Here is a 25,345-nt window from a genome sequence, read left to right on the forward strand (position 1 = left end):
GGCGTGGGGTTGAAAGGCTTCGACACCATGCCTACATCGATGGTCGATCTTACAGGCGTTCGATCGACGCCTGCCTGATGACATAGGGCGGTGCACGGTGCTTCGGGCCGGGCATTGCCGCTGAAAGGAAGACGATATGAGCAAGGTTATCGGTATCGACCTCGGCACGACGAACTCCTGCGTCGCGATCCGCGAGGGTGATGAAACCAAGGTTATCGAGAACAGCGAAGGCGCGCGTACGACACCGTCGATGGTGGCGTTCACGGACAGCGGCGAACGTCTGGTCGGCCAGGCGGCCAAGCGCCAGGCTGTAACGAACCCGTCCAACACGCTGTATGCGGTCAAGCGCCTGATCGGTCGCCGTTACGACGATCCGACCGTCGAGAAGGACAAGGCCATGGTGCCTTACGCCATCGTGCGTGGGGACAATGGTGACGCATGGGTCGAGGCGCGCGGCGAGAAATATGCCCCCTCGCAGATCAGTGCGTTCGTTCTCGGCAAGATGAAGGAAACGGCCGAGGATTATCTCGGTGAGAAGGTGACGCAGGCCGTCATCACCGTTCCTGCCTACTTCAACGATGCACAGCGTCAGGCGACGCGTGATGCGGGTCGCATAGCGGGCCTCGAGGTTCTGCGCATCATCAACGAGCCGACGGCTGCGGCGCTTGCCTACGGTATCGGTGCGGGCAAGCGCGATTCCGGCACGGTTGCGGTCTATGACCTTGGTGGCGGCACGTTCGACGTGTCGATCCTCGAGATCTCCGACGGCGTGATCGAGGTGAAGTCCACGAACGGCGATACGTTCCTGGGCGGTGAAGACTTCGACAACCGCGTCATCGGCTATCTGGCGGACGAGTTCAAGCGTGAGCAGGGCATTGACCTGCGCTCGGACAAGCTTGCCCTGCAGCGTCTGAAGGAAGCTGCGGAAAAGGCAAAGATCGAGCTGTCTTCGGCCAAGGAAACCGAGATCAACCTGCCGTTCATCACGGCGGATGCGTCCGGTCCGAAGCATCTCGTGCTGAAGCTGAGCCGTGCGAAGCTCGAGAGCCTGGTCGATGATCTGGTGCAGCGGACGCTGGGCCCGTGTCGTGCGGCGCTCAAGGACGCGGCGGTGTCGCCGGCCGAGATCGACGAGGTCATCCTCGTCGGCGGCATGACGCGCATGCCGAAGGTCATCGAGACCGTGAAGCAGTTCTTCGGCAAGGATCCGGCACGCAACGTCAATCCTGACGAAGTCGTGGCGATCGGTGCTGCGGTTCAGGGCGCGGTCCTGCGCGGCGACGTCAAGGACGTGCTGCTGCTCGACGTGACGCCGCTGTCGCTGGGCATCGAGACGCTGGGTGGCGTGTTCACCCGTCTGATCGACCGCAACACGACGATCCCGACCAAGAAGAGCCAGACCTTCTCGACCGCCGAGGACAACCAGTCGGCCGTGACCATCAAGGTGTTCCAGGGTGAGCGCGAGATGGCAGCGGACAACAAGCTGCTCGGCAACTTCGACCTGACCGGCATTTCGCCCGCGCCGCGTGGCATGCCGCAGATCGAGGTGACGTTCGATATTGATGCGAACGGCATCGTCAACGTGTCCGCCAAGGACAAGGCGACGGGCAAGGAGCAGCAGATCAAGATCCAGGCGTCGGGTGGTCTGTCCGACGGTGATATCGACCGTATGGTCAAGGAAGCCGAGGCGAATGCGTCGGCGGACAAGGCCAAGCGCGAGATGGTCGAACTGCGCAACAACGCAGAAGGTCTTGCTCACTCGACCGAGAAGTCTCTGTCCGAAGCGGGCGACAAGGTGCCGGCTGCGGACAAGGCCGACGTCGAGAAGGCGATCGCCGATGTGCGCGCGGCTCTGGGCGGCACGGACGCGGATGCGCTCAAGTCGTCGACCGAGCGTCTGACGCAGGCGGCGATGAAGATCGGCCAGGCCATGTATGGTCAGGGTGGCGAAGGTAGTGCGGCTCCGGGTGCGGATGCCGGCGCACAGGGCCCGAATGGCGAGCATGTGGTCGACGCCGACTTCGAAGACGTGGACGACCAGAAGAAGCACTGACGTCATGTTACGGAAGCCCGGTGGCGCGAGTCACCGGGCTTTCGCGCGCATGGCATGGTTGCCGAATGTCCGGATGCCGGGGCCGTATTCATCGGCGAGATGAACGGAATCGCGTCCGGCGGGCAGGGGGCTGGCAGACAGCCCTTTTGCCTTTAAAACTGATTTCGATAAATTTTCGTAACGGACTGGACCGGACCCTGGAACGGGATCCGGCCGCTGCCCCGCCCGAGTAATGTGCCCATAGGCAGGTACACCGGGGGCGGGCCCCGGAAAGGACGGTCAATGGCCACGAAGATGGACTTCTATGCGGTTCTCGAAGTGACGCGTGATGCGTCGCCCGAGGTGCTGAAGAAGGCATATCGCAAGCAGGCGATGAAATATCACCCGGATCGCAATCCGGGGGATGCATCGGCCGAGCAGAAGTTCAAGGAAGTCAACGAAGCCTATGACATCCTGAAGGATGATCAGAAGCGCGCGGCTTATGACCAGTACGGTCATGCGGCGTTCGAGGGCGGCGGCCCAGGTGCTGGCGGCTTCGGTGGATTCGAGGCCGGGGGCCTGGGCGACATCTTCGAGCAGATGTTCGGAGACATGATGGGCGGGCGCCGTGGCGGCCGTCGTCGCACCGGTGCGGATGTTCAGGTGCAGGTCGAGATCAGCCTGACCGAAGCGTTCAGCGGTGTGACGAAGCCCGTCGAGATCCGCACCCGCATCACATGCGAAGCCTGCGACGGCACGGGTTCAGCCGACAAGGATGCGGGATCCAGCACATGTCCGACCTGTCACGGTGCGGGCAAGGTCCGGGCGCAGCAGGGCTTTTTCCTTGTCGAACGCGCATGCCCGACGTGTCATGGCGCGGGCAAGGTCGTGCGCAATCCGTGCCGTGTCTGTCATGGAGCCGGCACGACGCAGGAGACGCGCACGCTCGACGTGCAGATCCCTGCCGGTGTCGAGGACGGTACCCGTATCCGTATGCCGGGTGCGGGCGAAGCCGGCGGGCAGGGCGTACAGCCGGGCGACCTCTACGTGCATGTCGGCGTTCTGGCGCATGAGATCTTCCAGCGTGATGGGGCCAACATCTACTGCCGCGTTCCGCTGCGAATGACGCAGGCGGCGCTGGGGACCGAGGTCGAAGTGCCGGTGATCGACGGTTCGCGCGCGAAGGTGAAAATTCCGCCCGCGACCCAGACGGGCGAGAACTTCCGTCTGCGCGGCAAGGGTTTTTCCGTCCTTCGGTCGGCGGCGCGGGGCGACATGTATATCCAGGTTGCCGTCGAGACGCCTCAGCGTCTGACGAAGCGTCAGCGCGAACTGCTCGAGGAATTCGAGGCGGAAGCGGGAGCCGACCATGCAACCGCGAGCCCGGAAAACGCTGGGTTTTTCTCGAAGGTTCGGGATTTCTTCGAAGGCAAGGCCTGAGTTCAGGGCTCCCCGAGTCGGGGAGCCCTTTCTTTTTCCAAGGTATCGGTTTCGGGCGGGTCAGGTCGGGGGGTGCTACCGGAACTTTCGCAGCAGGTCGAGCAGTGGAGGAAGCTGGGTGAAACCCTCACGATCCAGGAAATGGCCGCCGCCCCTGATTTCCCGGATCTCGGCCTGAAGATGGGTCGCGAGATCGCGGGACGCTGCCGGATCGACAATGGTGTCGTTGTCCGACATGATCGAGGCCCGCTGCGGCGCCTGCGCGCGCAGGCGCCCATGATCGATTGGCGCAGCCGTGAAGGCATCCAGTTCAGGCAATCCCGGAAGTGCCCGATCAAATCCCGAAACAAGCACATAAGCCCCGATTGACGCGCCGACACGTTGCAGGTGCTTGAGCACCGTGATGCAGCCGAGGCTGTGTCCGATCAGCGTCGTTCGGCTGTCCATGACCGGCAGAGTCTGCTCCAGTGTCTGCGCCCATGCGTCCGGATCGGGGGCCAGCGGATCAGGCATCGCAGGCACGCTGACCGTAGCCCCGTCCTGCCGCAGGGCCTCGGCGAGCCATGGAAACCAGTGCGCGGACGGGGCGCCGCGATAACCATGGACGATCAGATAGTGTTGTCCGGCGACGTTCAGTGACATGGATTTCAACTCTCCTGCAGGGTCCGTATTCATCGCCAAACCTCTTCGGTCGACAGGAACGGGGCTTCAGATCGTCACAATCACGCTTTCCCATGGCGCAAGGGTCAGATCGGGACCCGTAATGGTCTTTCCGGGCATGTTGGAGATCAGGATCTTTCCGGGCGTGACCTTGTGAGGAATCGGAAAATCCGCTTCCGAATCGGAAAAGTTCATGATGACCAGCACGTTTCCCGAAGCATGGTCGCGCCGGTAGGCATAGATCGTGCTGCTGTCCGGCGAGACGTCGCGATAACGGCCATGCACAAGCGCCGGATGGGCTTTGCGCACCGCGATCATGGCCTTGTAATACGCGAGGACCGAGTTCGGGTCGTGACTTTCGGCCACGACATTGATCGTGCGGTAATCCGGATTGACCGGCATCCAGAGCTTCCCGGTCGAGAAGCCTGCATTGTGGGCCATGCTCCACTGCATCGGCGTGCGGGCATTGTCACGTGTCGAGGCGGTCAGATTGGCCAGCATGTCGGCCGGTGACATTTTCTGGCCGCCGACCTGCTCGGCCCAGGCGTTATGGGCGGTGACGTCGTTGAACTGTTCGATGGACGTGAACGGATAATTCCGCATGCCGATTTCCTGACCCTGATAGATGAAGGGCGTGCCACGCAGGGAGAGGATCATCGTGGCCAGAAGCTTGGCGGAGCGAGTCTGGAGTTCGGGCCTCTGAGATCCGAAACGCGAGGCCGAGCGCGGGAAATCGTGATCCTCGAGCCAGACGACCGGCCAGGTCGTCGGATGGTCGTCGAAGGCATTGTCGGCATTGAACGCGCGCAGATCCTCGAGCCTGAACGGCAGTTTGCGCCAGTTGCTCTGGATGTCCTTCATCTGGAAATCGAAGCGGAAGCCTGACGACAGTTCATGGCGACGGGCATCGGCAATCGCCATGAATAGCGTATGGTCGGCGCCCCATGTCTCGCCGACGGCATAGAGGTCCGTGCCGGCAAAACAGTGCATGTTCATGTCGTGCAGGTAGCTGTTCAGGCGCTTGCCGTGCTCGGCAAACGGATGGCCTGCGGCGAGATCCTGGGCGGACAGATCCTGCAATTTCGCGGGCTTGGCGATGCTCGTGATGGCATCGAAGCGGAAACCGTCGACGCCCTTGTCGGTCCAGAACTTCAGGATGGCATAGAGCTCGTCACGGACCTTCGGATTTTCCCAGTTCAGGTCGGGCTGTTTTGCAACGAAGGTGTGCAGGTAATACTGGCCGGTCCCGGGATCCAGCGTCCAGGCAGGGCCGCCGAACGCGGACGGCCAGTTGGTCGGCGGCCCATTATCATGCCCGTCGTGCCAGTGATAGAAGTCGCGATAGGGATTGTCGCGCGAGGAGCGGCTCTGGACGAACCAGGGGTGTTCGTCGCTGGTGTGGTTGAACACCATGTCGAGAATGACACGGATGCCGCGCTTCTTCGCGCGTCCGAGGAAATATTCGAAATCCTGCATCGTGCCGAAATCCGGCATGATCTTGCGATAGTCGCGCACGTCATAGCCGTTGTCGGCGTTGGGACTGTCAAAACAGGCCGCGACCCAGACCGCATCCACGCCCAGGTCGACGAGGTGATCGACGCGATCGCCCATGCCGATGAAATCGCCAACCCCGTCACCGTTCCCATCCTGAAACGAACGCGGGTAGATTTCATAGAAGACGGAATCCTGCCACCAGGGCGCCTTTTCCGGCACGGTTCCTGACGCGGCGTTCGCGAGGCGGGGAGAGGCCGCGGCCCCTGCGGTGAGAGCCAGCATCGTGCGCCGGGTGATCCTCATGGTCGGCCTTCCGTATCGTTTCGGTGATGATGATCAACGCATGCGGCGGGGGTGTCCAGCGGGCATGTGCCGGGTTTGTCGGTCGATACCGTGCATTTCCTGTCGCCAGACAGGCGGGGGCGCTCATGGTGTTGCGCGCGGACTTGATGACGGGCCGGAAAAGCTGTCGCGTCCGGTGACGGTGCCGCGTGCTCGGCTCCCGTTTCTAGAGGGTGCGGAACATCACCAGAGCGTCGACATACCCGGCCGCCGGATGCAGGAAGGCCTGCGGAAGCCGCGTGAGGGTTTCGAAGCCGTGCTGCTCCCACAGGCGAATGGCGCGGGTATTGGTGCTGACGACGAAGTTGAACTGCATGGCGCGATAGCCGCGCGCGCGGGCATGATCCAGCGAATGCGCGACCATGGCGCGGGCGATGCCGCGGCCCGTCGCATCGGGGCGGGTCATATAGCCGCAGTTGCAGACATGGTTGCCACCGCCAGCCTGGTTGGGGCGAAGATAGTAGGTGCCGAGGATACCGTCCGGCGTTTCCGCGACGAAGGTCTCGCGGTCAGGGGCGAACCAGTAGGCGAGCGCGTTTTCGCGCGACATGTCCCGGTCGAGCGCATAGGTCTCTCCGCCGCGGATCGTGGGTTCGAGAATGGCCCAGACGGCGTCGTGATCGTCTTCGGTGGCAGCGCGGATCAGCATGGTGCTCAGTGTGAACGTTGCAGCGTTCTGGCGCCAGATGGAAGGGGGCTTCCGCGGATGGTCCGGTGTGCACGTTGTCTGGAAAGGGGGGAGAACGGAATGTCGGCTTTGGGAGATAGACGGTCTGTAGCGGACGCAGGGGAGTGAGTAATCCCGGCCGGGTCGCCCGGCGCGGAGACCGTCACCTGTGATGATGCCGTTTCGGCTGGCACGACAAGAGGTTGATGCTGGCCGAGTCTTCGAAACGCTCCGGATGCTCTGTAAGTGGGATAGAGACGATATCGTCGCTGCGATGGTCCGCATAGACGAACGTCATGACATAGAAACGGTCGTCGGATCGAGGATCGCCGTCGAGCATTCTGTTCCATTCCAGCAGGTCGCGCCGCAATGTCGACCCGACGCCGCCGCTTCGGGTCCAGATCGCCGAGCCGCAGGACGAAACACGCTCGACGCGCACGATCGGACGTCCGTTAAGGAGCGCCTTCCCATCGAGCTCCTCGTTGAGCACTATGTTGAGATTATAGGTCAGCTCCTCGAGGGATTCCGGCTTGGCGGCGGCACGCGCGGCGCTGCAGATGCAGATGGCGCAGACCAGGCTCAGCACGGCGCGGATCATCAATAGCGTCCTTCCAGCAGAAGCATGGCCTCGTCGTGCCGCCGCCTGATCAGGCCAGGCATGACCTTGCCTCTCGAGCGCACCTGCTCCTCGATGATTCTGACAGCTTCACGCTTGTCGCTGCTGTTGATTGCGGCACGGACGCCCTGCCAGCCACCTCCGGGATTGTAGACGAACGAAACGAGAGCGTTGAATTCGTCCTGCGTCAGGTAGACATGGATGCCTCGACGAACGATCGCCTCATAGCTTGGCAGATTGACCTCCAGGAGGCGTCTCTGCTGATCGCCCGTGAGAGTGATGAGGTTTCGGTTATCCTCGGTAAACCTCCTCGCCGCGTCACCCCGCAGGCCGCCCCCCGCCGCTACGCGAGATGCCAGATTGGAATTGATTCCGACATCCCGCAATTTTTGCTCGATCTCCGCCTGGGAACGATCGCGCATGTCATAGCCGGGCCCAAGGGTTACGCCTGACGCTCCGCCCGGCCAGTGCAGGTGATTGCTGACGCCCCTCTGCTCCTCATGGCGCTCGATGAAGCTGCGTCCTCGCACCGACGTCGTTATCGCGTTGGGAGGATGTGACGATCCCGACGGCGACGGGATGTAGGATAGGTTGCAGGGGCGATTTGTTCTACTAACGGATCTAACGTGGCCGCCTGCTGACGGCTGCATGGCCCCTGCGGAGGGAGCCATCTTTCGTGGGAGAGATCGTGTTCAAACGGCCAATTGTTCGACCCGGACATTAAGCAATCCCGAATAAACTTAGTGGCAAAATGCCATATCTTTTCTCAAATGTCAAGCCAGTTGTTTGGGGTTCGTGACAATAGGCTGCCTTGCATATTCGTCCGCTTATCGCATTCGGCCAAATCATAAAAATGTCCGAGATGACGGCGACTACTGTCGGTCTGCTGTCTGTCGTCAGCCAGACAGACGGTTTAGGAACGAAATTTTCGCGTCGAGCCTACGCTGGTTCTCCCAGATGTTCCCGCATCCATCTGGCTTCTTCACGGGGGCTGCGGTGGAAATGGCGTTTGAAGTCGCGACTGAACTGGGCAGGGCTGGCATAGCCGACCTCGGCAGCAATAACGGCCATTGACCCCTGACGCCGTGCGACCATCAGCCTGGCTTCGTGCAGTCGCAAGGCCTTGATGTACTGAATTGGGGTGTTCCCGGTAAGAAGCTTAAAACCGGCGTGATAGGAAGGAACGCTCATACCGGCCGTCGCGGCGAGTTCCGGTACCGATAATCCTTCATTGTAGCGTTCGCGGATCAGCGTCAGGCTCTGCACGATCCTGTCTGTCGTCTTGTTGCGACGCAGCGCCGCCATCAGCGAACCGCCCTGAGGACCTACCAGGACGCGGTAATGCAACTCGCGCAACAATCCCTGGCCCAGAATGGCAAGTTCCTGCGGATGACGGAGAGCCTGAAGCAGACGTTGGAGCACATCAGCGATGGAAGTTACCATCCGACTTGAAACCAGGCTTCTCGCCCGCGCCCTTTCGTCATGATGGACCTGGCCCTCCAGTGCGGTCACGATTTCAGCGGCAAGATGCAGGTCAAAATCGAAATAGATGGCGAGCAGAGGTTGCTCGAGACTGGCCTGCGACGCCATTCGAAACGGCACGGGAACCGAAACGGCAAGATAATGGTCGGCGTCATAGCGATAAACCTCGCCATTGAGGAAACCCTGCTTGGCTCCCTGCAATACGAAAACCGCACCAGGGCGATAAAGGACCGGCACATCTTCGAGGATGGTTTCGGAACGTAGGATGCGGATACCCGGCAAGAGCGTGGCGTTGTAGCCAGGTCGGGGGGCAAGTTCGGCGGCCAGCGCGACGAGCGGAGATGGTACGGGTGGGGACTTCATAGGATCGAGCAAGAAAATCAGAGGAAGTGCGATAGAGCACGCACCGGTACGATATTATTGGTCAAGGCATGAATGCAATCAAGCAGAGCAGAGCCATGCCTGAGCAGACTTTTTTCATCACGGGCGCCAATTCGGGGTTTGGGTTGGCCATTGCGCGGGCTGCCCTTGAAGCAGGGCATCGGGTGATCGGTACAGTCCGGTCGCAAACCGCAAGTGCGTCATTGCTGGAGCAACTGCCGGATGTTCGCGTAGTCCTGTGTGACGTCACCGCGTTTGACCGCATGCCCGCCATCGTTGCACAGGCAGAAGAAGACCACGGTCCGGTCGACGTGCTCATCAACAATGCCGGCTATGGGCATGAAGGCATCCTGGAAGAATCTCCTCTCGAGGAAATGCGCCGCCAGTTCGACGTCAATGTCTTCGGGGCTGTTGCGGTCGCCAAAGCCTTCCTGCCGCGTTTTCGCGAACGTCGCAGTGGGTTCATCGTGAACGTGACATCGATGGGTGGGCTGATCACGATGCCGGGTATCGCGTATTACTGTGGCAGCAAATTCGCTTTGCAGGGCATTTCTGAAGTCATGCGCGCGGAAATGGCGCCTTTCGGCGTTCATGTCACGGCGTTGTGCCCCGGATCGTTCCGCACAGACTGGGCCGGCCGTTCGATGGTCAGGACCGAGCGCTCGATTGCAGATTACGACGCGCTGTTCGATCCGATCCGCGCCGCGCGGCATGAGAAAGACGGCAAGCAGTTGGGTGATCCTGCAAAACTCGCCGCCGCAGTGCTTCAGCTTGTTGCGTCGGACACGCCGCCACCGCAGCTCCTCCTGGGCAGCGACGCTCTGCGTCTGGTTCGTGAGCGTATTTCTCGCATGGAAAGAGAAATCGCCGATTGGGAGGAATTGACCCGGTCGACGGACGGTTGATCAGTCACATTCACAGGCGGCAGATCGGGAATCTGACTTTCCGAGCCAGACGTCCGGCATGAAGCGAAAGGCGACCACGCAACGCATGTAAGGAATGCGCATTATCGGTCAGGACGGCGGGAAAGCCCGGCCCGTTTTCATCCGGTGGCTGATGCCCTAACGTTACGGTCATGACGATTTCCTTGGGTATTGCCGGGATTACCGGCCGGTTGGGTGCGCTGTGTGCAGACGAGGCTCGTAGCGCCTCCGACATCACGCTGACGGGCGGGCTTGCGCGCGTGGCCGATCCGGGACGGGCGATCGTGACCGATCCGGGCGTGCTCGCTGCGGGGTGCGACGTGCTGCTGGATGTCAGTTCGGCGGATGCTGTCGAGGCCGTGGCCGAGGCCGCAATGAAGGCCGGATGTGCGCTCGTGACCGGGACAACGGGGCTCGGGCCTGCGCAGGAGGCGGCGTTGCGCCGGGCATCGGGCGTGATCCCGGTCGTGCGGGCCGCGAATTTCTCGCCCGCGCTGAATCTGATGCTGCTGGCCGCGAAGATGCTGGCCGGGCGGCTGCCGGGTTTCGACGCGGAGATCGTCGAGACGCATCATCGGCAGAAGCGCGACGCGCCGTCGGGCACGGCGCTGGCGATCGGCGAGGCTGTGGCGACCGGGCGCGGCGTGCGGCTCGCGGATGTCATGCAGGTGGATCGGAACCGCGTCCGGGCGGAGGGCGAGATCGGTTTCGCGTCCCTGCGGGCCGGGCAGATCGTGGGCGAGCATCAGTTGTCGTTCACCGACGCGTTCGAGCAGATCACGCTCGGTCATCGCGCTTTCGACCGGCGGCTGTTCGCCCGTGGCGCGTTGCTGGCCGTACGCTGGGCGGCAGGACGTTCGCCCGGGTTGTACGGGATGGAAGATGTGGTGGGCGGCGGATTTCCGGACTGACGTTGATCAGAGAGGGGAGCCGGTTGTCCTGAGGCCGGGTCGCCGGCAGATGCGCGGGCTTCCAAACGGGGTGTCCGGCGCGGCGATCCGGAACTGTCGCGATGTGACATGTTTTCGACATCCGGCCTGAATTCCACGCAGGCCTTGACCCCTCCGTTCAATTCCGTCACATCCGGGCGTTCTTTGCCGCGCCTGTAGAGCCGGCTCCATTCCACTCATTCCCTGAGAGGTCCCTGAGTGCGCAATCACGGCGATTTCCTGTTCACATCCGAGTCCGTATCCGAGGGCCATCCCGACAAGGTGGCAGACCGGATCTCCGACACGGTTCTTGACGCCTATCTCGAAGTCGAGCCCGAGGCCCGGGTCGCCTGCGAGACGATGGTGACGACGAACCGCGTGATCCTGGCGGGCGAGGTCCGTGGTCCCGCAGGTGTGGCCGATACGCTGATCGACCGTGCGCGCGCCGCGATCGAGGACATCGGCTACGATCAGGCCGGCTTCTCCTGGAAGACGGCGGACATCACGTCCTACCTGCACGAGCAGTCGGCCGACATCGCGCAGGGCGTGGACAGCGCCGGCGAGAAGGACGAAGGCGCAGGCGACCAGGGCATCATGTTCGGCTTCGCGACGCGCGAGACGCCCGAACTGATGCCGGCGCCGCTGTATTACGCGCAGACGATCCTCGAGCGCGTGCGTGACTACCGCAAGTCGGGCGATGCCCGTGGTGTCGGCCTGCTGCCGGATGCCAAGAGCCAGGTCACGCTGCGTTATGTCGACGGCAAGCCGGTCGGCACGACGTCGGTCGTGATCTCGACGCAGCATGCCGAGGGCATGCGCCAGAACACCATCCGCGAGATGATGCGCGAAGTCGTGCGCGAGGTCCTGCCCGAGGGCTGGATGTGCCCCGAGCACGAGTTCTATGTGAACCCGACCGGCAACTTCGTGATCGGCGGACCGGACGGCGATGCGGGTCTGACGGGTCGCAAGATCATCGTCGACACCTATGGTGGCGCAGCACCCCATGGCGGCGGCGCGTTCTCGGGCAAGGACCCGACCAAGGTCGATCGCTCGGCCGCCTATGCCGCGCGCTATCTGGCGAAGAACGTCGTGGCGGCGGGTCTCGCCGATCGCTGCACGATTCAGCTGTCCTACGCGATCGGCGTGTCCAAGCCGCTGTCGGTCTATGTCGATCTCGACGGTTCGGGCCACGACGTGGACGAAATGCGCCTTGGCGCGCTTCTGAACGATGTCATGGATCTGAGCCCGCGCGGCATTCGCAAGCATCTGCGTCTGAACCGCCCGATCTACGTGAAGACGTCGGCTTATGGGCATTTCGGGCGCGTGCCCGACCCGGCGCTGGACAACTTCACGTGGGAGCAGACGGATCTGGCCGAGGCGCTCAAGAGTGCCCTCAACCGATAAGCCTCTCTCCGTAACCGGGGTGGCGGATGCCGCCCCGATCGACGTCAAGCCGCAGCCGGACCGGTTGTATGGCCGTCAGCGCGGCCATCCGCTGCGGGCGCGCCAGCAGCGCCTGCTGGAGGCGGCCCTGCCGCGTCTGTCGCTCGACCCCGCGCTGCCGCTGCGGGCGGCGTTCGGCGCGGATGTGTCTGATGTCTTCCTCGAGATCGGTTTCGGCGGCGGCGAACATGCCGAAGGCCAGGCGGCGCTGAACCCGCAGGTCGGGTACATCGCGTCCGAGGTTTTCGAGAACGGTCTGTGCTCGCTCCTGTCGCGGCTGGTGCCGGAAGGGGAGGAGGAGACTGCTTCTCCGCCGCTCCGGTTCCGTATCTGGGGCGAGGACGCGCGCGTCCTGCTGCGTCAGCTGCCCGATGCCTCTCTTGGTCGGGTCTATCTCATGTTTCCCGATCCGTGGCCGAAGGCGCGCCACGCCAAGCGCCGCTTCGTGCATCCGGCCAATCTTGGCGAGGTCGCGCGGGTTCTGCGTCCGGGCGGGATCTGGCGCATCGCCAGTGACGATCCGACATATCAGGCCTGGGTGAACGACGTCATGGAGGCGCAGGACCTCTTTGCCCGCGTTGACCTGTCGGAAGGCGTGCGGCCGGAGGGCTGGTCGCCGACACGATATGAGGCGAAGGCGATACGCGAGGAGCGTGTGCCGTTTTACTGGACGTTCATGCGGCGGTGACACGCGTCCTTCTGTCTCGCGGGACAGGAGGCAGGAAGGCGTTTCTCCGCTCCGGGTGCCGCACGATCCCATCTGCGACGGCACCCTGAAGTCTCGAGAATTATCCGGTTCTTTTTCTCCGGAAAGAACCCGTGTCCACTTCAACCCAGGAACCCCCAATGTCCGACATCCCCCGCGAGGAAATGGAATTCGATGCCGTCGTGGTGGGCGCGGGCCCGGCGGGTCTGGCGGCGGCCATCCGGCTGCGGCAACTGGCGCCGGACGCCACGATCTGCGTGGTCGAGAAGGGTGGAGAGGTCGGCGCGCATATCGTTTCGGGCGCTGTGATCGAACCGAGGGCGCTTGAGGAGCTGCTGCCGGACTGGCGGGAGCGCGGCGCGCCGCTCGAGACGGAAGTCTCGGAAGAGCGCGTGCTGTATATGACGGAGAGCCGGGCGTTCCAGGTGCCGTATCTGGACCGCGTGATGCCGCACATGGCCAATCACGGGAATTACGTGGTGTCGCTGGGTGATGTGTGCCGGTGGCTGGCCATTCAGGCCGAAGCGATGGAGATCGAGGTCTATCCCGGTTTCGCGGGAGCCGACGTTCTGATCGAGGACGGACGCGTTGCGGGCATCGTCACCGGCGACATGGGCATCTCGCGTGACGGGACGGAAGGGCCGAATTTCGCGCCCGGCATGATCCTGCGCACGAAGCAGGTGATTTTCGCCGAAGGGTGCCGTGGATCGCTGAGCAAGAAGGTCATGGCGCTGTTCGACCTGCGCCGTGGCGTCGATCCGCAGACCTATGGTCTCGGCATCAAGGAAGTCTGGGAAATTCCGGCCGAGCAGCACAGGCCGGGCCTCGTGCAGCACAGTTTCGGCTGGCCGCTGGACGACCAGACCTATGGCGGCGCGTGGCTTTACCATTTCGGCAAGAACCTCGTCAGCTACGGGTTCGTTACCGGACTGGACTACGCCAATACCTGGCTTTCCCCGTTCGACGAGATGCAGCGCACGAAGACGCATCCGGCCTTCGCGGAGACGTTCAAGGGTGGTCGCCGCATCGCCTATGGTGCGCGTGCACTGAGCGAAGGTGGTATCCAGTCGATCCCGCGTCTGTCGTTCCCGGGTGGTGTGCTGACCGGGGATTCGGCCGGATTCCTGAACGTGCCGAAAATCAAGGGCACGCATACGGCGATGAAATCCGGAATGCTGGCGGCGGAAGCCGTGGCGGAGGCGCTGGCATCAGACCGGGCGGAAGCGGGTTCCTATACGAAGCTGGTACGTGGCTCGTGGCTGTGGGACGAGCTGCGATCGGTGCGGAACGTTCGGCCTGCGTTCGCGAAATTCGGCAACCGTCTGGGCGCGTTGTACGCCGGTTTCGATGCGGCGGTGCTGCGCGGCCGCGCGCCGTGGACCCTGCATTTCGACCATGCGGACAACGAGACGCTGGAGCCTGCCTCCCTCTCGCCTAAGATCGACTATCCCAAGCCGGACAATGTGCTGACGTTCGACAGGCTGTCCTCGCTGGCGCTCTCGGGCACCAATCACGAGGAAGACCAGCCCGTTCATCTGCGCCTGCGCAAGGCGGCGTTGTGGAACACGGTGAACTGGGACGTGTTCCGCAGCCCGGAAAGCCGGTATTGCCCAGCAGGCGTTTATGAGGCGGTCCCCGATCCTTCGGCGGGCGAGACGGCGATGCGTCTGCAGATCAACGCGCAGAACTGCGTGCACTGCAAGACCTGCGATATCAAGGATCCGACACAGAACATCGACTGGGCGACACCGGAAGGCGGCGGCGGCCCGAATTATCCGTCAGGGATGTGACGGCCAAGCGGCGCGCCGGCTGATCGGTGCCCGCTGTCATGCATTGCGGTGCGGTTCCCGTCTGAAAGGGCAGCGCTTCTGGCTTGAAACCAACGTACGTGGTTTCAGGATGAAGACGTTTATATCGACTTCGAAAAGAAATTCCGGTTTGCGAAGGATTTGTCAGCTTCCGTCGAGGACCGCGCGGACATGGGCCGCCTGAACCGCCCGGAGGGCCGGGATCGACAGGCCGCCGGCCAGCAATTCCTCGACCAGATCGATATGCAGGGCCGCAAGCAGCACATGTGCGGCATACCCGGCGCGTGCCTCGGCCATGGCCGAGGCAGCTTCCCTGATGAAGTCCCGCAGCACGGTGTGCATCCAGATGTAATGATCGGACTGCATCAGTCCGGGCGCCACTTCGCGCGCCCGGATGAGGTGACGGTTCTCCAGCTTGAAGGTCAGTAGCGCGTCGGGAAATGCAACGGCCCGCTCGCGCGGGAGAGCCCCAGGGCCAAGCGGAGGCTCGCCGGTCTCCACGGCCTCACGCAGCACGGCGAGCCTCGCGTTCCATAGCGCGTCGAGAAGACCATCGCGGGTGCCGAAGGCCCGGAACAGCGTGCCCTTTCCGATACCCGCTGCTGCGGCGATCGCTTCCATGGTGACCGTGCGTGGTGCATCGGCGGCAGCGAACAGGGCGTCTGCGGCCGCGAGGATGAGGGCGGGCGCGACAGGAGGGCGCCCACGCCGGACATTTTTTATTTCGGACTCTCGGTCCGATATGATAGCGCTATCTGGACTCATGGTCCGTCATATCTGGAAGGTCGCTTTCATGTCATCCACATCTGTCTTGCCCGGCTGGCTCGCCAGGGCTCTGGAGTCGCTCCAGGCCGGAGACATCGACGGCTGGATGTCGGTTTACGCGCCGGACGCCGTTCACGAATTTCCGTTCGCCCCTGAGGGTGCCGTCCGCAGCCTCGCAGGCCACGACATCATCGCGGCGTATATGCGCGCACTTCCCGCACGTATCCGTTTCGGGTCGCTCAGCGACGTTCGCGTTCGCGAGACGCGTGACGAGGTGATCGTCGAGGCCACCGGTCATCATCATCGCGTGTCGGACGGTGCCCCGCGGGACATCAGCTACGTATGGTTCATCACCCGGCGGGATGGTCGGGTCACGCGGATCCGCGATTACATGAACCCGTTGCAGCTCATGGCGCTTTAGCGCGCCGTCCGGTCAGGCGGATCGGCCGGATGGATGAAGATGCGCGACGAAGCGAAGAACCGAAGAACCGAGGTCTCGTCTGTGAGGCCATGAAAGCGGAACAAGGCTATCACCGGGTTGTCTTGGCAGACGCTTGCTCGCTTGGCCGAGACATGGGCCGGTCCGCCGCCACGTCGCAGGATGAGCCCTGATTCTGGCCGATGACCCATCGTCTAGGCTGTCGCACCGGCGGCGAGCCGGCTTGCCCCGAGACTGCCGCCTATCATTGCGGCCGGAAAAGACCGCTATCCCCGGCGCCTTTCCGGCTTTTGTCCGCGTGAGGCGGCTTTCTTCAGAGCGGCGCGCGCGGCAGGGGGAGTTCGTTCACGCCGACGACGCGCCAGTGGCCGTCGATGCGTTCGATGATCGAGAGCGCCAGGTTCTGGATCGAGAAGCGCAGGGCCGTGTCCGGATGGATATCGAGCGCATGGGCGAGAGCCGCGCGGATGGCGCCGCCGTGACTGACGATGACGGTGTCGGAGCCCGGGTGACGATCGGCGAGATCGTCCAGTGCGTGCGCCACGCGGGCGCAGACATCGAGCATGCTCTCGCCCTGCGGCGGACGTTCGGCGGCGGCGATCGACCAGAAACGGTGAGCGATGCGGGTCAGGCGCGCGGGCAGGTCTCCGTGCGGCAGGCCGTGCCAGTCGCCCATCGACTGCTCGGACAGGCGCGGATCGATCTCGATCGAACGCTGGCCGTATCCGGCATCGAAGATGGCTTGTGCGGTCTGGTGCGTGCGGGAGAGCGGGGACGCGTACCAGGCGGCGTCCTGCGGCAGGCGCTCCGCGATGGCTTCATAGGTCGGCCGGCTGCGAATGACGTCATCGGGGCAGATCACGACATCCTGCGATCCGTAGACGAACTGGCGGTCCGTCGGATTCACCAGGGCATGCCGGATGAGCCAGAAGCGCGTGATGCCGCGTGGCAGGCGCGGGGCGTCGAGGAAATGTCCGTGGGGCTTGGGCGAGGGAGCGGTTGTGATGGTCATGACTCAGTTATAGGTGGGTTTGGGATCATGGTGGCTGATCGTATCCCGGTGCTTCAGGATCAGGGAGATCTTGTCGAGCACATGCAGGGCGTCCCGGATTTCCCGTGCGATGCGGTGTTCGTGGCCGATGCCGTCATGGGAGGGTTCGCCGGAGACCAGGCGCGCACCCGCCGAAAGGCGCAGGGCGCCTGCAATGCGATCGGGCGTCGGGCAGTCAGGATGAATGACGGGTACCGGCTGGCCGATGTGGCACAGCGTGGCTGCCAGGGCGCGTTCCGCCGCCGTGGCGGTCGCGGGCAGGACGCCCGACAGGTCGGCATTGAGCCAGTGATATAGGTTGCGCGTGTCCAGCAGCGCGAGAGGCGCGGTCCCGCCGCGTGCCCGGACCAGAAATGACAGGATCGTGGGCACGGTGTCCCAGTCTGGACCACTGTCCGAAAGTCGGGGCCGGTCGAGCGGAAAGACCGGCAGCAGGTCGAGATCCGGATGGGCCTCGATCGCGCCGCGCAGCGCGCTGGTGAAGCGCGTGAGCGTCGCATGGGTGTCGCGCCGGGCGAGAAGCGCGTCCATCTCGGCAAGGCTTGCATGCCAGCGCAGGGCGAGGCCGGTATTCGCCCCGTTGCCGAGGACCGGGATGTCCAGACGCGGCCACTCGGATGCATTGGCGTAATCGCGCAAGCCCGCGGGCAGGACGGCATGGGGCAGGCTGTCCGCCGTCTCGGGCGGCAGGAGCACGGCGCCGCAGAAGGGCGGACCGGTGAAAAACTTCGATCCGGTGATGAGCGCCATGGCGCCGTTGCGAACTGCCTGTCCCAGGCGCGCGGGAATGATCCGGGCCTGACAGGCGTCGATGACGATATCGATATGGGGCGAGAGTTCGCGGACGAGACGTGCGACCGCGTCGTTCGACGGGCCGATGAGTCCGGTTTTCGACATGTCGAGCACATGCAGCAGGACATGCTGGCCTTGCGCTGCGGCGGCGCGGGCTGTCTCCAGACATTCCGCATCGATCGCATCCGGTGTCCGGACGGTACCGTCGGGCGTGCGGAGCGGGATGCCGATGAGCACGGTCTCGCTCGGGAAGCCCGCGATCGGCATGCCCTTGGCGACGCGGGCATCGGACGCCGTGTCGCCTGCGAAATGCCGCCCTTCGGCAGCGAGCGGCACGCCGCTGCCGGTCTCGTCAGGCGCGATTACGATATTGGCGATCGGGCGCGGTGCGCGTGAGCCGGCATTGCGATGGGCATGATCGATGGCGATTGCAAGCGCTGCGAGTTCGCAATCGGTGCCGGACGCGCAGAGCAGGACCTGGGCCGGAGCGTCGAGGTGATAGGCGCGCGCGATCCGCGTGCGGGCGTCGGTCAGAATGGACGTGGCGGCCGCATGTGTCGCGGGAACCGGATCATGGCCTTCAGCCCAGGCGTCGATTACGGCGTCGATCAGGGTGCGGCGCGCGGCCTCGGCACCGGCAAAGCCGCGTTCCGAAACCGATGATGCGGTCGTGGAGGCGAAGGTGATGGCCCAGGGGCGCGGACGATGGGAACACCCGTAGCGGTTCAGGCCTGTTTCGGGATCATTCGCAAGCCGGGCGTCTCCGCCTTCGGCCATCAGCCACTCGGCAGGCGCGAGCGCCGGCCAGATCGTCGCAAGCGTCTCGGCCGCGTGTGCAAAATCGGGAGAGCCAAGGCTGGTGGGAACCATCTGGGCAAGATCCGGCCAGACCCGTGCCAGCGCCTCGGCCTGCGGTGGGTTGTCGGCAAAGGGTGCGAGCCATCCCGGCATGGGGGAGCGGTTGCATCCGGTGTGTTCAAGGCGGTGAAAGAGGGCCGCGATGCGCGCCGAGGCAAAGAGAGCGGCGGCGGTTCTGCTCGCGGACGGTCTGGCGACACTGCTGCCATGGAGGAGGCGGTGGAGTTCGATGGCCTGCCGGATCAGCGTCGCGGTATGGGGAGTATCGTGACGGGGATCGAACGGGTGCCCGAGAATGACGGCGGCTTCGGTGACGCGGAACGGTGCGCCGAGATCCGGATCGAGCCGGATGGCGAGGGGAGACGCGATCGCACTCAGATCGGGGCGGTGGAGGGTTGCGATCAGGTCGGCGGTCAGGTTGTCGGCGAGCACCGGGCTTGCGTCTCCAAGGCGGGTAATCCGGCAAGGCTTAAAGGATCAGGGTGGAACTGGCGAGACTTGCCGTCCGGGAGCTGTTACGGGACTGAATTCACGGTGGTTGCCGGAGCGTGAAAACCCCTTAAGATACGGCCCCGATCTGGTGAGCGACCGGCAAGTGGCGTCGGTTCTCAGTTCGAATCGAGGTGTGTTCGATGCGTATTCTTCTGACCGGCGGTTGCGGTTTCATCGGTTCGGCTGTGGTGCGCCACCTGATCCGGCACACGGAGCATAGTGTTCTCAACGTGGATTGCATGACCTATGCCGCGTCCGAGGACGTCGTGGCCGAGGTTGCGCAGGATGGGCGATATGCTTTCGCACGCGCGAACATCGTCAACGGCGCCGAGCTTGCGCGCCTGTTCGACGAGTACAAGCCGGATGCCGTGATGCATCTGGCGGCCGAGAGCCACGTGGACCGGTCCATCGACGGTCCGGGCGTGTTCGTGCAGACCAACGTGGTCGGCACGTATGCGCTGCTTGAAGCCGCGCGGAAATACTGGCAGGGCCTGCCGCGGGAAGCGCAGTCCGCGTTTCGTTTCCATCACATCTCGACGGACGAGGTGTTCGGCCATCTCGAGCCGTCCGATCCGCCGTTCACCGAAACCACCCCGTATGATCCGCGCAGCCCGTATTCGGCGTCCAAGGCGGCCTCCGACCATCTGGTGCGCGCATGGTATCACACCTACGGCCTGCCGACATTCGTGACGAACACGACCAACAACTACGGTTTCTGGCATTTCCCCGAGAAGCTGATCCCGCTGGTCACGATCAACGCCATCGAAGGCCGCGACCTGCCGGTCTACGGCAAGGGGGACAACGTCCGCGACTGGCTGTTCGTGGCCGACCATGCGGAGGCGCTGGTGCTGGCGGTCGAACGGGGCGAGCCGGGCGAGACCTATGCCATCGGCGCGCGACAGCCGCGCCGGAACATCGATGTGGTCAAGGCGATCTGCAGCACGCTCGACGAACTCGTGCCGGATGCGGCCGGACCGCGCGAGCGTCTCATCAAGTACGTGTCGGATCGTCCGGGTCATGATTTCCGGTACGAGATCGATCCGAGCCATGCGGAATCCGCGCTCGACTGGAAGGCAAAGCACGACTTCGAGACCGGCATCCGCCGGACGGTCCAGTGGTATCTCGACAACCGTGCATGGTGGGAAGGGATCCGGGCCAAGCGGTATACCGGACAGCGGCTCGGCCAGGGCTGAGATTTCCTTGCGGGAAAACAGGGTCGCCCAAGGCACCCTCAGTAACGTGACCACACGGTTCCGGGCGAGCGAGCATGGCCCGGCCGATTACAGTCGAAGGACGCCGAGCGCACATGACGACGAAGCACGTTGAAACCGCGATGAAGGGAATCATTCTCGCGGGCGGATCCGGAACCCGGCTCTATCCCATGACGCTGGCGGCCTCGAAGCAGCTTCTGCCGGTCTACGACAAGCCGATGATCTACTACCCGCTGTCCACGCTGATGCTGGCGGGGATCCGCGATATCATGATCATCACGACGCCGCATGACCTGCCGCATTTCCAGCGGCTGCTGGGCGATGGAACCCAGTTCGGCGTGAAGTTCACCTATCGCGAGCAGCCATCGCCCGACGGCTTGGCGCAGGCGTTCCTGATCGCCGGCGACTGGCTGGAGGGTCAGCCCTGCGCGCTGGCGCTCGGCGACAACCTGATCTTCGCCGATCATCTCGGCGTCCTGCTCCGGGCCGCATCGTCCCGGCCGCAGGGAGCGACGGTGTTCGCCTATCAGGTGCGCGATCCGGAGCGTTATGGCGTCGTCATGTTCGACGAGACGGGCCGTGCTCTGGAAGTCGAGGAAAAGCCCGTGGAGCCGCGCTCGAACTGGGCGATCACCGGGCTGTATTTCTATGACTCGCGCGTTCTCGAATTCGCCAAGCGCGTGAAACCGAGTCCACGTGGGGAGCTTGAGATCACCGATCTCAATCGCATGTATCTTCAGGAAGGCTCGCTTCAGGTGGACAAGCTGGGTCGCGGTTGCGCCTGGCTGGATGCGGGCATGCCCGACAGCCTGATGCAGGCCGGGACGTTCGTGCAGACGATCCAGTCCCGCCAGGGGCTTCTGGTCGGCTCGCCGGAAGAGGTGGCCTTCCGGATGCAGTTCATTGACGAGGACCAGCTCCGCGCGCTGGCCAGCAAGATGGCCAAGACCGATCTGGGCCGTGCACTGATGGAACTGGCCGACCACGGTCTGCACACCTGACGCAGGCCGATCGGCGCGAGACAACAAAAAGGCGGTATGATGAAGGTCGAACGGCTGGATATTCCCGAGGTTATTCTGGTGACGCCGTCGCGTTTCACCGATAACCGGGGTTTCTTCTCGGAAACCTACAATTACGACAGCATGCGCAAGGCGGGGATCGAACCTGCGTTCGTGCAGGACAACCAGTCCCTGTCTGTTGCGAAGGGCGTCGTGCGCGGCCTTCACTGCCAGGTTGCGCCGAAGGTTCAGGGCAAGCTCGTTCGCTGCACGCGTGGCGCGATCTGGGATGTCGCGGTCGATGCACGCACCGGCTCGCCGACCTACGGCAAGTGGGTGGCGGCCGAGCTGTCGGAAGAAAACTGGTCGCAGCTCTGGGTGCCGCCGGGTTTCCTGCACGGGTTCGTGACGCTGACGGAGAACGCCGAGGTGCAATACAAATGCACCGATGTGTATGACAAGGCGTCCGAGCGCGCCGTGATCTGGAACTGTCCGGAAATCGGCATCAAATGGCCGATCGCCGAAAACGAAGCCGTCCTGTCGGACAAGGACAAGGTGGCGCCGCATTTCTCCGAAGCGCGCGGCTGGTTCAGCTATTGAGCGAGGATACGGTCATGGGTCCGATACTGGTTACAGGCGGCACCGGCCAGCTGGCCACGTCACTGGCGAATCTGGGCGGCGCCCGGGTCGTGCGGGTCGGTCGGCCCGAATTCGATCTGGCGGAGCCGGATACCATTGCGGCCGTCATGAAGAAGATCCGCCCGGCTGTCGTGGTCAACGCGGCGGCTTGGACGGCGGTCGATCTGGCTGAGCAGGAAATTGCAGGTGCGGAAGCCGCCAACCGCGACGGGCCCGAGGCACTGGCGAAGGCGTGCGCGCAGGCGGGCATACCGCTGATTCACGTCTCGACGGATTACGTGTTCTCGGGCGATGCGGGGCGCCCCTATGTCGAAAGCGATCCCGTCACGCCGGAGACGGTCTATGGCCGGACCAAGGCTGAAGGCGAGCAGGCGGTTCTGGCCGCCAATCCGAAGACGGTCGTCCTGCGCACGGCATGGGTCTATTCCGCGCATGGCAAGAACTTCGTTCGCACCATGATCAACGCGGGCGCCAAGAACCCCGCATTGCGCGTGGTCGGCGACCAGCATGGCAATCCGACGAGTTCGGACGATCTGGCGACGGCGATCGTCGCCATCATCGGCCGGATCGAGGAGACAGGCTGGCGGGACGAATACGCCGGCATTTTCCATGCCGCGGGCACGGGCGACGCCACCTGGCATGGTCTTGCCGTCGAAGCTCTGCAGCAGGCGCAGCGTCATGGACAGGCCATGCCCGACGTGACGGCGATCGCGACGACGGACTGGCCGACGCCGGCAAAGCGGCCGCAGGATTCACGCCTGGATTCGAGCAAGCTCGAACACGTGTTCGGCGTGGTTCTGCCACACTGGCGTGACAGCGTCGAAAAGACGGTGGCGCGTCTGTTCGGCAAGGACGCCGGCTGAGACCTGACGGCCACCTCATTGCGCGAGGGAAACGTGATCGGAGCGGTCGTACAGGATCGGAAGGCCAGTGCACGATGGCAGCCGCGCATGGTCGGAGGTTCCGATCACGCGGCAGCCGGAGACCGATCGCAAACCGTTGCGATCCTTCTGTCCGTCTATAATGGCGAAGCCTACCTCAATCAGCAGCTCGACAGTTTCCTGGGCCAGACACACGACGACTGGATCCTGTACTGGCGTGACGACGGCTCGACCGATGCGTCCCGCGCGATCATGCTCTCGTTCGAGGCCAATCGCGGGCGCGGTCGATGCGTGGAAGTGACGTCCATCGAGGGGCGCCTCGGAATTGCGGGCTCCTACTGGCTGTTGCTGTCGGAAATTCCCGAATATCAGGCAATCGCCTTTTCCGACCAGGATGATGTCTGGCTGCCGGAGAAACTGGCCTGGGGGGTGGCTGCCCTGCGCGCACGGGGCCGGAGACCGGCGCTCTATTGCGCGCGCCAGTATCTGACGGATTCCGATCTGCGGGTAACGGGCCGTTCGCAGCCGCTGCATCATGCGCCGAGCTTTCTTTCGGCACTGACGCAGAATGTCGCGACCGGGCATACGATCATGCTGAATTCGCAGGCGCATGCGGCCTTGCGCGAATTCGCGCCGCCCGCGTCGGTTCTGCATGACTGGTGGTCGTATCTCGTCGTTTCCGGGGCGGGCGGCGACGTCATATTCGACGATCGCTGCGTGACGTATTACCGGCAGCACAGGCGCAATGCGATTGGTGCGCGCTCGTCTCTCGTCCTGCGGGGCCTTGCGGCACTGCAGCGTGGTCCGCGGGTGTTCATGACGATTTTCGCGGCCAACGTGGCACGGCTTTCCAGCCGGCCGGAACGCCTGAGCGTGGATAACCGTGCGGTGCTGCGTCGCCTGGCACAGGCGCTCCGGGCCGGGCGCCTGTCGCGACTGAAGCTTCTGCGGGCGTTACCGGGCATGGTGCGTCAGTCGGCATGGGAGACGCTGATTTTCCGCCTGTGGTTCCTGCGCTGACACGAGCCGACGGTCGCTGCCACCTAAGGTGCTGAACCGCCGGGACAGGAACCCCCGTGTTCTTTCGCTGTTGTTCTCCCTGAACAGGACAGACAGCGGAGAAGAGGGCATGCGTCAGCTATTGGCCGGAATTGCCTTGGGGCTTTTGACATTCGGCGCGCACGGCGCGATGGCCCAGGATGATCCCAAGGATCCGCCGACGGCATATTACTGGCACAATTGGGCGGACAGCCATGGTGTCAGCCACATGACGAAATGCCCGTTTCACAAATATACGCTGAAGACCATGAACAAGCCGGCGGCGCCGCAATGGTCCGACCCGCAGCCCAAGGGCGTGGCGCAGGTCATCTCGACCGTGCAGCCCGATCACTGGAACGGTGCGTGGCATCCCGATCCGAAGGTGCAATGGATCATTCCGTTGAAGGGCACGTGGTTCGTGCAGGCGATGGACGGCACCCGCGTGGAAATGGGTCCCGGAGACGTATCGCTGGGCGAGGACCAGCGCACAACGCCTGATGCGCAAGGGCACAAGGGACATCTTGCGGGCAACGTGACGTCAGGCCCGGTCACGCTGATGGTCATTCAGTTGGCGGAGGCACCGACCGTCGATCAGCCCTGCCGGTTCAAGTAAGAGGAGGCATCCGATGAGAAACAACGGACTGCCACGGGGTGTCGATCATCTGGGAATTACCGTGCCGGATCTGGAAGCGGCATCCGCGTTCCTGGTACAGGCGTTCGGCGCTGTGCCGCTTTATGACAACATGACGCGGGACAAGCCGCCATTTGGCGGGATCGAGGCGCAGCGGGTGCTGGGCGTCGTGCGGGGGGGCGAGGTGGTGGCCATGCGCATGTTGAAGCTCGGCAATGGCCCCGGGATCGAACTTTTCGAAATGCGCGCGCCGGAACAGGCGAAAGCGGCCCGTACCAGTGACATCGGCCTGCAGCATTTCGCGCTGTATGTGGACGATATCCACGCGGCGGCCTCCCGCTTCATCGAGGCCGGCGGTGTGCTGCTGACCGAGCCCGGAGAGCAGCTCGGCATCGAGGAAGGCCAGGGCAATTTCTTCTGTTACGGACGGACGCCATGGGGCACGACCATCGAGCTGCTCTGCACGCCCGACCGCAGCGGTTTCGAGGATATCGAGCCTGTTCCGCGCTATGTTCCGCCAGCCTGACGGATCGTCAAATTGTCGAGTAATAGAAGCAGGTTAGACGCTCTGACGGGACTGTGATTCGCGACGCATCAAAGTCGCGAATCCGTGTTTTGCGAAGTTTG

The 25,345-nt window shown here is 63.6% G+C and carries 24 protein-coding genes; 15 read left to right on the plus strand and 9 right to left on the minus strand.

Translation table 11 applies throughout. The features are described from left to right. The first annotated feature begins 136 nt into the window (after nt 1–136). Both dnaK and dnaJ read left to right on the plus strand, forming a co-directional pair. Nucleotides 137–2,053: a molecular chaperone DnaK gene (dnaK, locus tag B8446_RS10040; RefSeq protein ID WP_048849223.1), complete on the plus strand. Its 1,917-nt coding sequence runs from the start codon at nt 137–139 to the stop codon at nt 2,051–2,053. Nucleotides 2,054–2,335: 282 nt separating this feature from the next. Then, nucleotides 2,336–3,472, plus strand: coding sequence for a molecular chaperone DnaJ (gene dnaJ, locus B8446_RS10045; RefSeq protein WP_048849224.1), 1,137 nt, complete (start codon nt 2,336–2,338; stop codon nt 3,470–3,472). Nucleotides 3,473–3,547: 75 nt separating this feature from the next. On the opposite strand, the gene B8446_RS10050 is transcribed toward dnaJ, so the two are convergent. From B8446_RS10050 to B8446_RS10075, 6 genes are all read right to left on the minus strand, one after another. Next, nucleotides 3,548–4,114, minus strand: coding sequence for an RBBP9/YdeN family alpha/beta hydrolase (locus B8446_RS10050; RefSeq protein WP_048849225.1), 567 nt, complete (start codon nt 4,112–4,114; stop codon nt 3,548–3,550). Nucleotides 4,115–4,180: 66 nt separating this feature from the next. After that, nucleotides 4,181–5,929 carry an alpha-glucosidase gene (locus B8446_RS10055; RefSeq protein ID WP_048849226.1) on the minus strand — a complete coding sequence of 583 codons (1,749 nt, stop codon included), beginning with the start codon at nt 5,927–5,929 and terminating at the stop codon, nt 4,181–4,183. A 205-nt stretch (nt 5,930–6,134) separates the two neighbouring features. Further along, nucleotides 6,135–6,617: a GNAT family N-acetyltransferase gene (locus tag B8446_RS10060; protein WP_048849227.1), complete on the minus strand. Its 483-nt coding sequence runs from the start codon at nt 6,615–6,617 to the stop codon at nt 6,135–6,137. 181 nt (nt 6,618–6,798) lie between these two features. Beyond that, complete coding sequence (locus B8446_RS10065) at nt 6,799–7,233, minus strand: hypothetical protein (protein ID WP_048849228.1); 435 nt, start codon at nt 7,231–7,233, stop codon at nt 6,799–6,801. Next, entirely contained in the window at nt 7,233–7,673 is a 441-nt protein-coding gene (locus B8446_RS10070) for a glycoside hydrolase family protein (RefSeq protein ID WP_048849229.1), read from the minus strand. Before B8446_RS10070 ends, B8446_RS10065 begins: the two co-directional genes overlap by 1 nt. A 517-nt stretch (nt 7,674–8,190) precedes the next feature. Continuing rightward, complete coding sequence (locus B8446_RS10075; protein WP_048849230.1) at nt 8,191–9,096, minus strand: AraC family transcriptional regulator; 906 nt, start codon at nt 9,094–9,096, stop codon at nt 8,191–8,193. Nucleotides 9,097–9,191: 95 nt separating this feature from the next. Between B8446_RS10075 and B8446_RS10080 the strand changes: the two genes are divergently transcribed. From B8446_RS10080 to B8446_RS10100, 5 genes are all read left to right on the plus strand, one after another. After that, the gene (locus B8446_RS10080; RefSeq protein ID WP_048849285.1) at nt 9,192–10,019 is read left to right on the plus strand and encodes an oxidoreductase; all 828 of its coding nucleotides are present in this window, start codon (nt 9,192–9,194) and stop codon (nt 10,017–10,019) included. Between the two features lie 170 nt (nt 10,020–10,189). Continuing rightward, entirely contained in the window at nt 10,190–10,948 is a 759-nt protein-coding gene (gene dapB / locus B8446_RS10085) for a 4-hydroxy-tetrahydrodipicolinate reductase (RefSeq protein ID WP_084712244.1), read from the plus strand. A 237-nt stretch (nt 10,949–11,185) separates the two neighbouring features. Then, the gene (gene metK, locus B8446_RS10090) at nt 11,186–12,370 is read left to right on the plus strand and encodes a methionine adenosyltransferase (protein ID WP_048849231.1); all 1,185 of its coding nucleotides are present in this window, start codon (nt 11,186–11,188) and stop codon (nt 12,368–12,370) included. Beyond that, nucleotides 12,354–13,097 carry a tRNA (guanine(46)-N(7))-methyltransferase TrmB gene (trmB, locus tag B8446_RS10095; protein WP_241767737.1) on the plus strand — a complete coding sequence of 248 codons (744 nt, stop codon included), beginning with the start codon at nt 12,354–12,356 and terminating at the stop codon, nt 13,095–13,097. The genes metK and trmB overlap by 17 nt, the downstream gene beginning before the upstream one ends. A gap of 158 nt (nt 13,098–13,255) precedes the next feature. Then, complete coding sequence (locus B8446_RS10100; RefSeq protein ID WP_048849233.1) at nt 13,256–14,905, plus strand: electron transfer flavoprotein-ubiquinone oxidoreductase; 1,650 nt, start codon at nt 13,256–13,258, stop codon at nt 14,903–14,905. Between the two features lie 162 nt (nt 14,906–15,067). Here the strand turns inward: B8446_RS10100 and B8446_RS10105 are convergent, their stop codons facing one another. Next, entirely contained in the window at nt 15,068–15,688 is a 621-nt protein-coding gene (locus B8446_RS10105; RefSeq protein ID WP_084712246.1) for a TetR family transcriptional regulator, read from the minus strand. Nucleotides 15,689–15,716: 28 nt separating this feature from the next. Between B8446_RS10105 and B8446_RS10110 the strand changes: the two genes are divergently transcribed. Then, entirely contained in the window at nt 15,717–16,109 is a 393-nt protein-coding gene (locus B8446_RS10110) for a nuclear transport factor 2 family protein (RefSeq protein WP_048849289.1), read from the plus strand. 331 nt (nt 16,110–16,440) lie between these two features. Here B8446_RS10110 and B8446_RS10115 read toward each other — a convergent pair whose 3' ends face one another. Both B8446_RS10115 and B8446_RS10120 read right to left on the minus strand, forming a co-directional pair. Then, nucleotides 16,441–17,139: a histidine phosphatase family protein gene (locus B8446_RS10115; RefSeq protein ID WP_048849234.1), complete on the minus strand. Its 699-nt coding sequence runs from the start codon at nt 17,137–17,139 to the stop codon at nt 16,441–16,443. Between the two features lie 3 nt (nt 17,140–17,142). Continuing rightward, nucleotides 17,143–19,260 (minus strand): hypothetical protein, encoded by a 2,118-nt coding sequence (locus B8446_RS10120; RefSeq protein WP_048849235.1) that lies wholly within the window; start codon nt 19,258–19,260, stop codon nt 17,143–17,145. Between the two features lie 200 nt (nt 19,261–19,460). Between B8446_RS10120 and rfbB the strand changes: the two genes are divergently transcribed. The 7 genes from rfbB to B8446_RS10155 all read left to right on the plus strand — a co-directional run bounded on the left by rfbB (nt 19,461) and on the right by B8446_RS10155 (nt 25,244). Further along, entirely contained in the window at nt 19,461–20,513 is a 1,053-nt protein-coding gene (gene rfbB / locus B8446_RS10125; RefSeq protein ID WP_048849236.1) for a dTDP-glucose 4,6-dehydratase, read from the plus strand. A gap of 113 nt (nt 20,514–20,626) precedes the next feature. Next, nucleotides 20,627–21,532: a glucose-1-phosphate thymidylyltransferase RfbA gene (gene rfbA / locus B8446_RS10130; RefSeq protein ID WP_048849238.1), complete on the plus strand. Its 906-nt coding sequence runs from the start codon at nt 20,627–20,629 to the stop codon at nt 21,530–21,532. 39 nt (nt 21,533–21,571) lie between these two features. After that, nucleotides 21,572–22,129, plus strand: coding sequence for a dTDP-4-dehydrorhamnose 3,5-epimerase (gene rfbC, locus B8446_RS10135; protein ID WP_048849291.1), 558 nt, complete (start codon nt 21,572–21,574; stop codon nt 22,127–22,129). Nucleotides 22,130–22,143: 14 nt separating this feature from the next. After that, a complete protein-coding gene (gene rfbD, locus B8446_RS10140) occupies nt 22,144–23,031 on the plus strand; it encodes a dTDP-4-dehydrorhamnose reductase (protein WP_199484094.1) in 888 nt (295 codons plus the stop codon). A gap of 87 nt (nt 23,032–23,118) precedes the next feature. Beyond that, the gene (locus tag B8446_RS10145; protein WP_048849293.1) at nt 23,119–24,069 is read left to right on the plus strand and encodes a glycosyltransferase family 2 protein; all 951 of its coding nucleotides are present in this window, start codon (nt 23,119–23,121) and stop codon (nt 24,067–24,069) included. Nucleotides 24,070–24,238: 169 nt separating this feature from the next. Beyond that, nucleotides 24,239–24,700 carry a cupin domain-containing protein gene (locus B8446_RS10150; protein WP_373277144.1) on the plus strand — a complete coding sequence of 154 codons (462 nt, stop codon included), beginning with the start codon at nt 24,239–24,241 and terminating at the stop codon, nt 24,698–24,700. Between the two features lie 13 nt (nt 24,701–24,713). Next, nucleotides 24,714–25,244, plus strand: a complete 531-nt coding sequence (locus tag B8446_RS10155) for a VOC family protein (RefSeq protein WP_048849242.1) — start codon at nt 24,714–24,716, stop codon at nt 25,242–25,244. The last annotated feature ends 101 nt before the right edge of the window (nt 25,245–25,345 follow it).

The organism is Tanticharoenia sakaeratensis NBRC 103193, assembly GCF_000963885.1.
GTDB classification, from domain to species: domain Bacteria; phylum Pseudomonadota; class Alphaproteobacteria; order Acetobacterales; family Acetobacteraceae; genus Tanticharoenia; species Tanticharoenia sakaeratensis.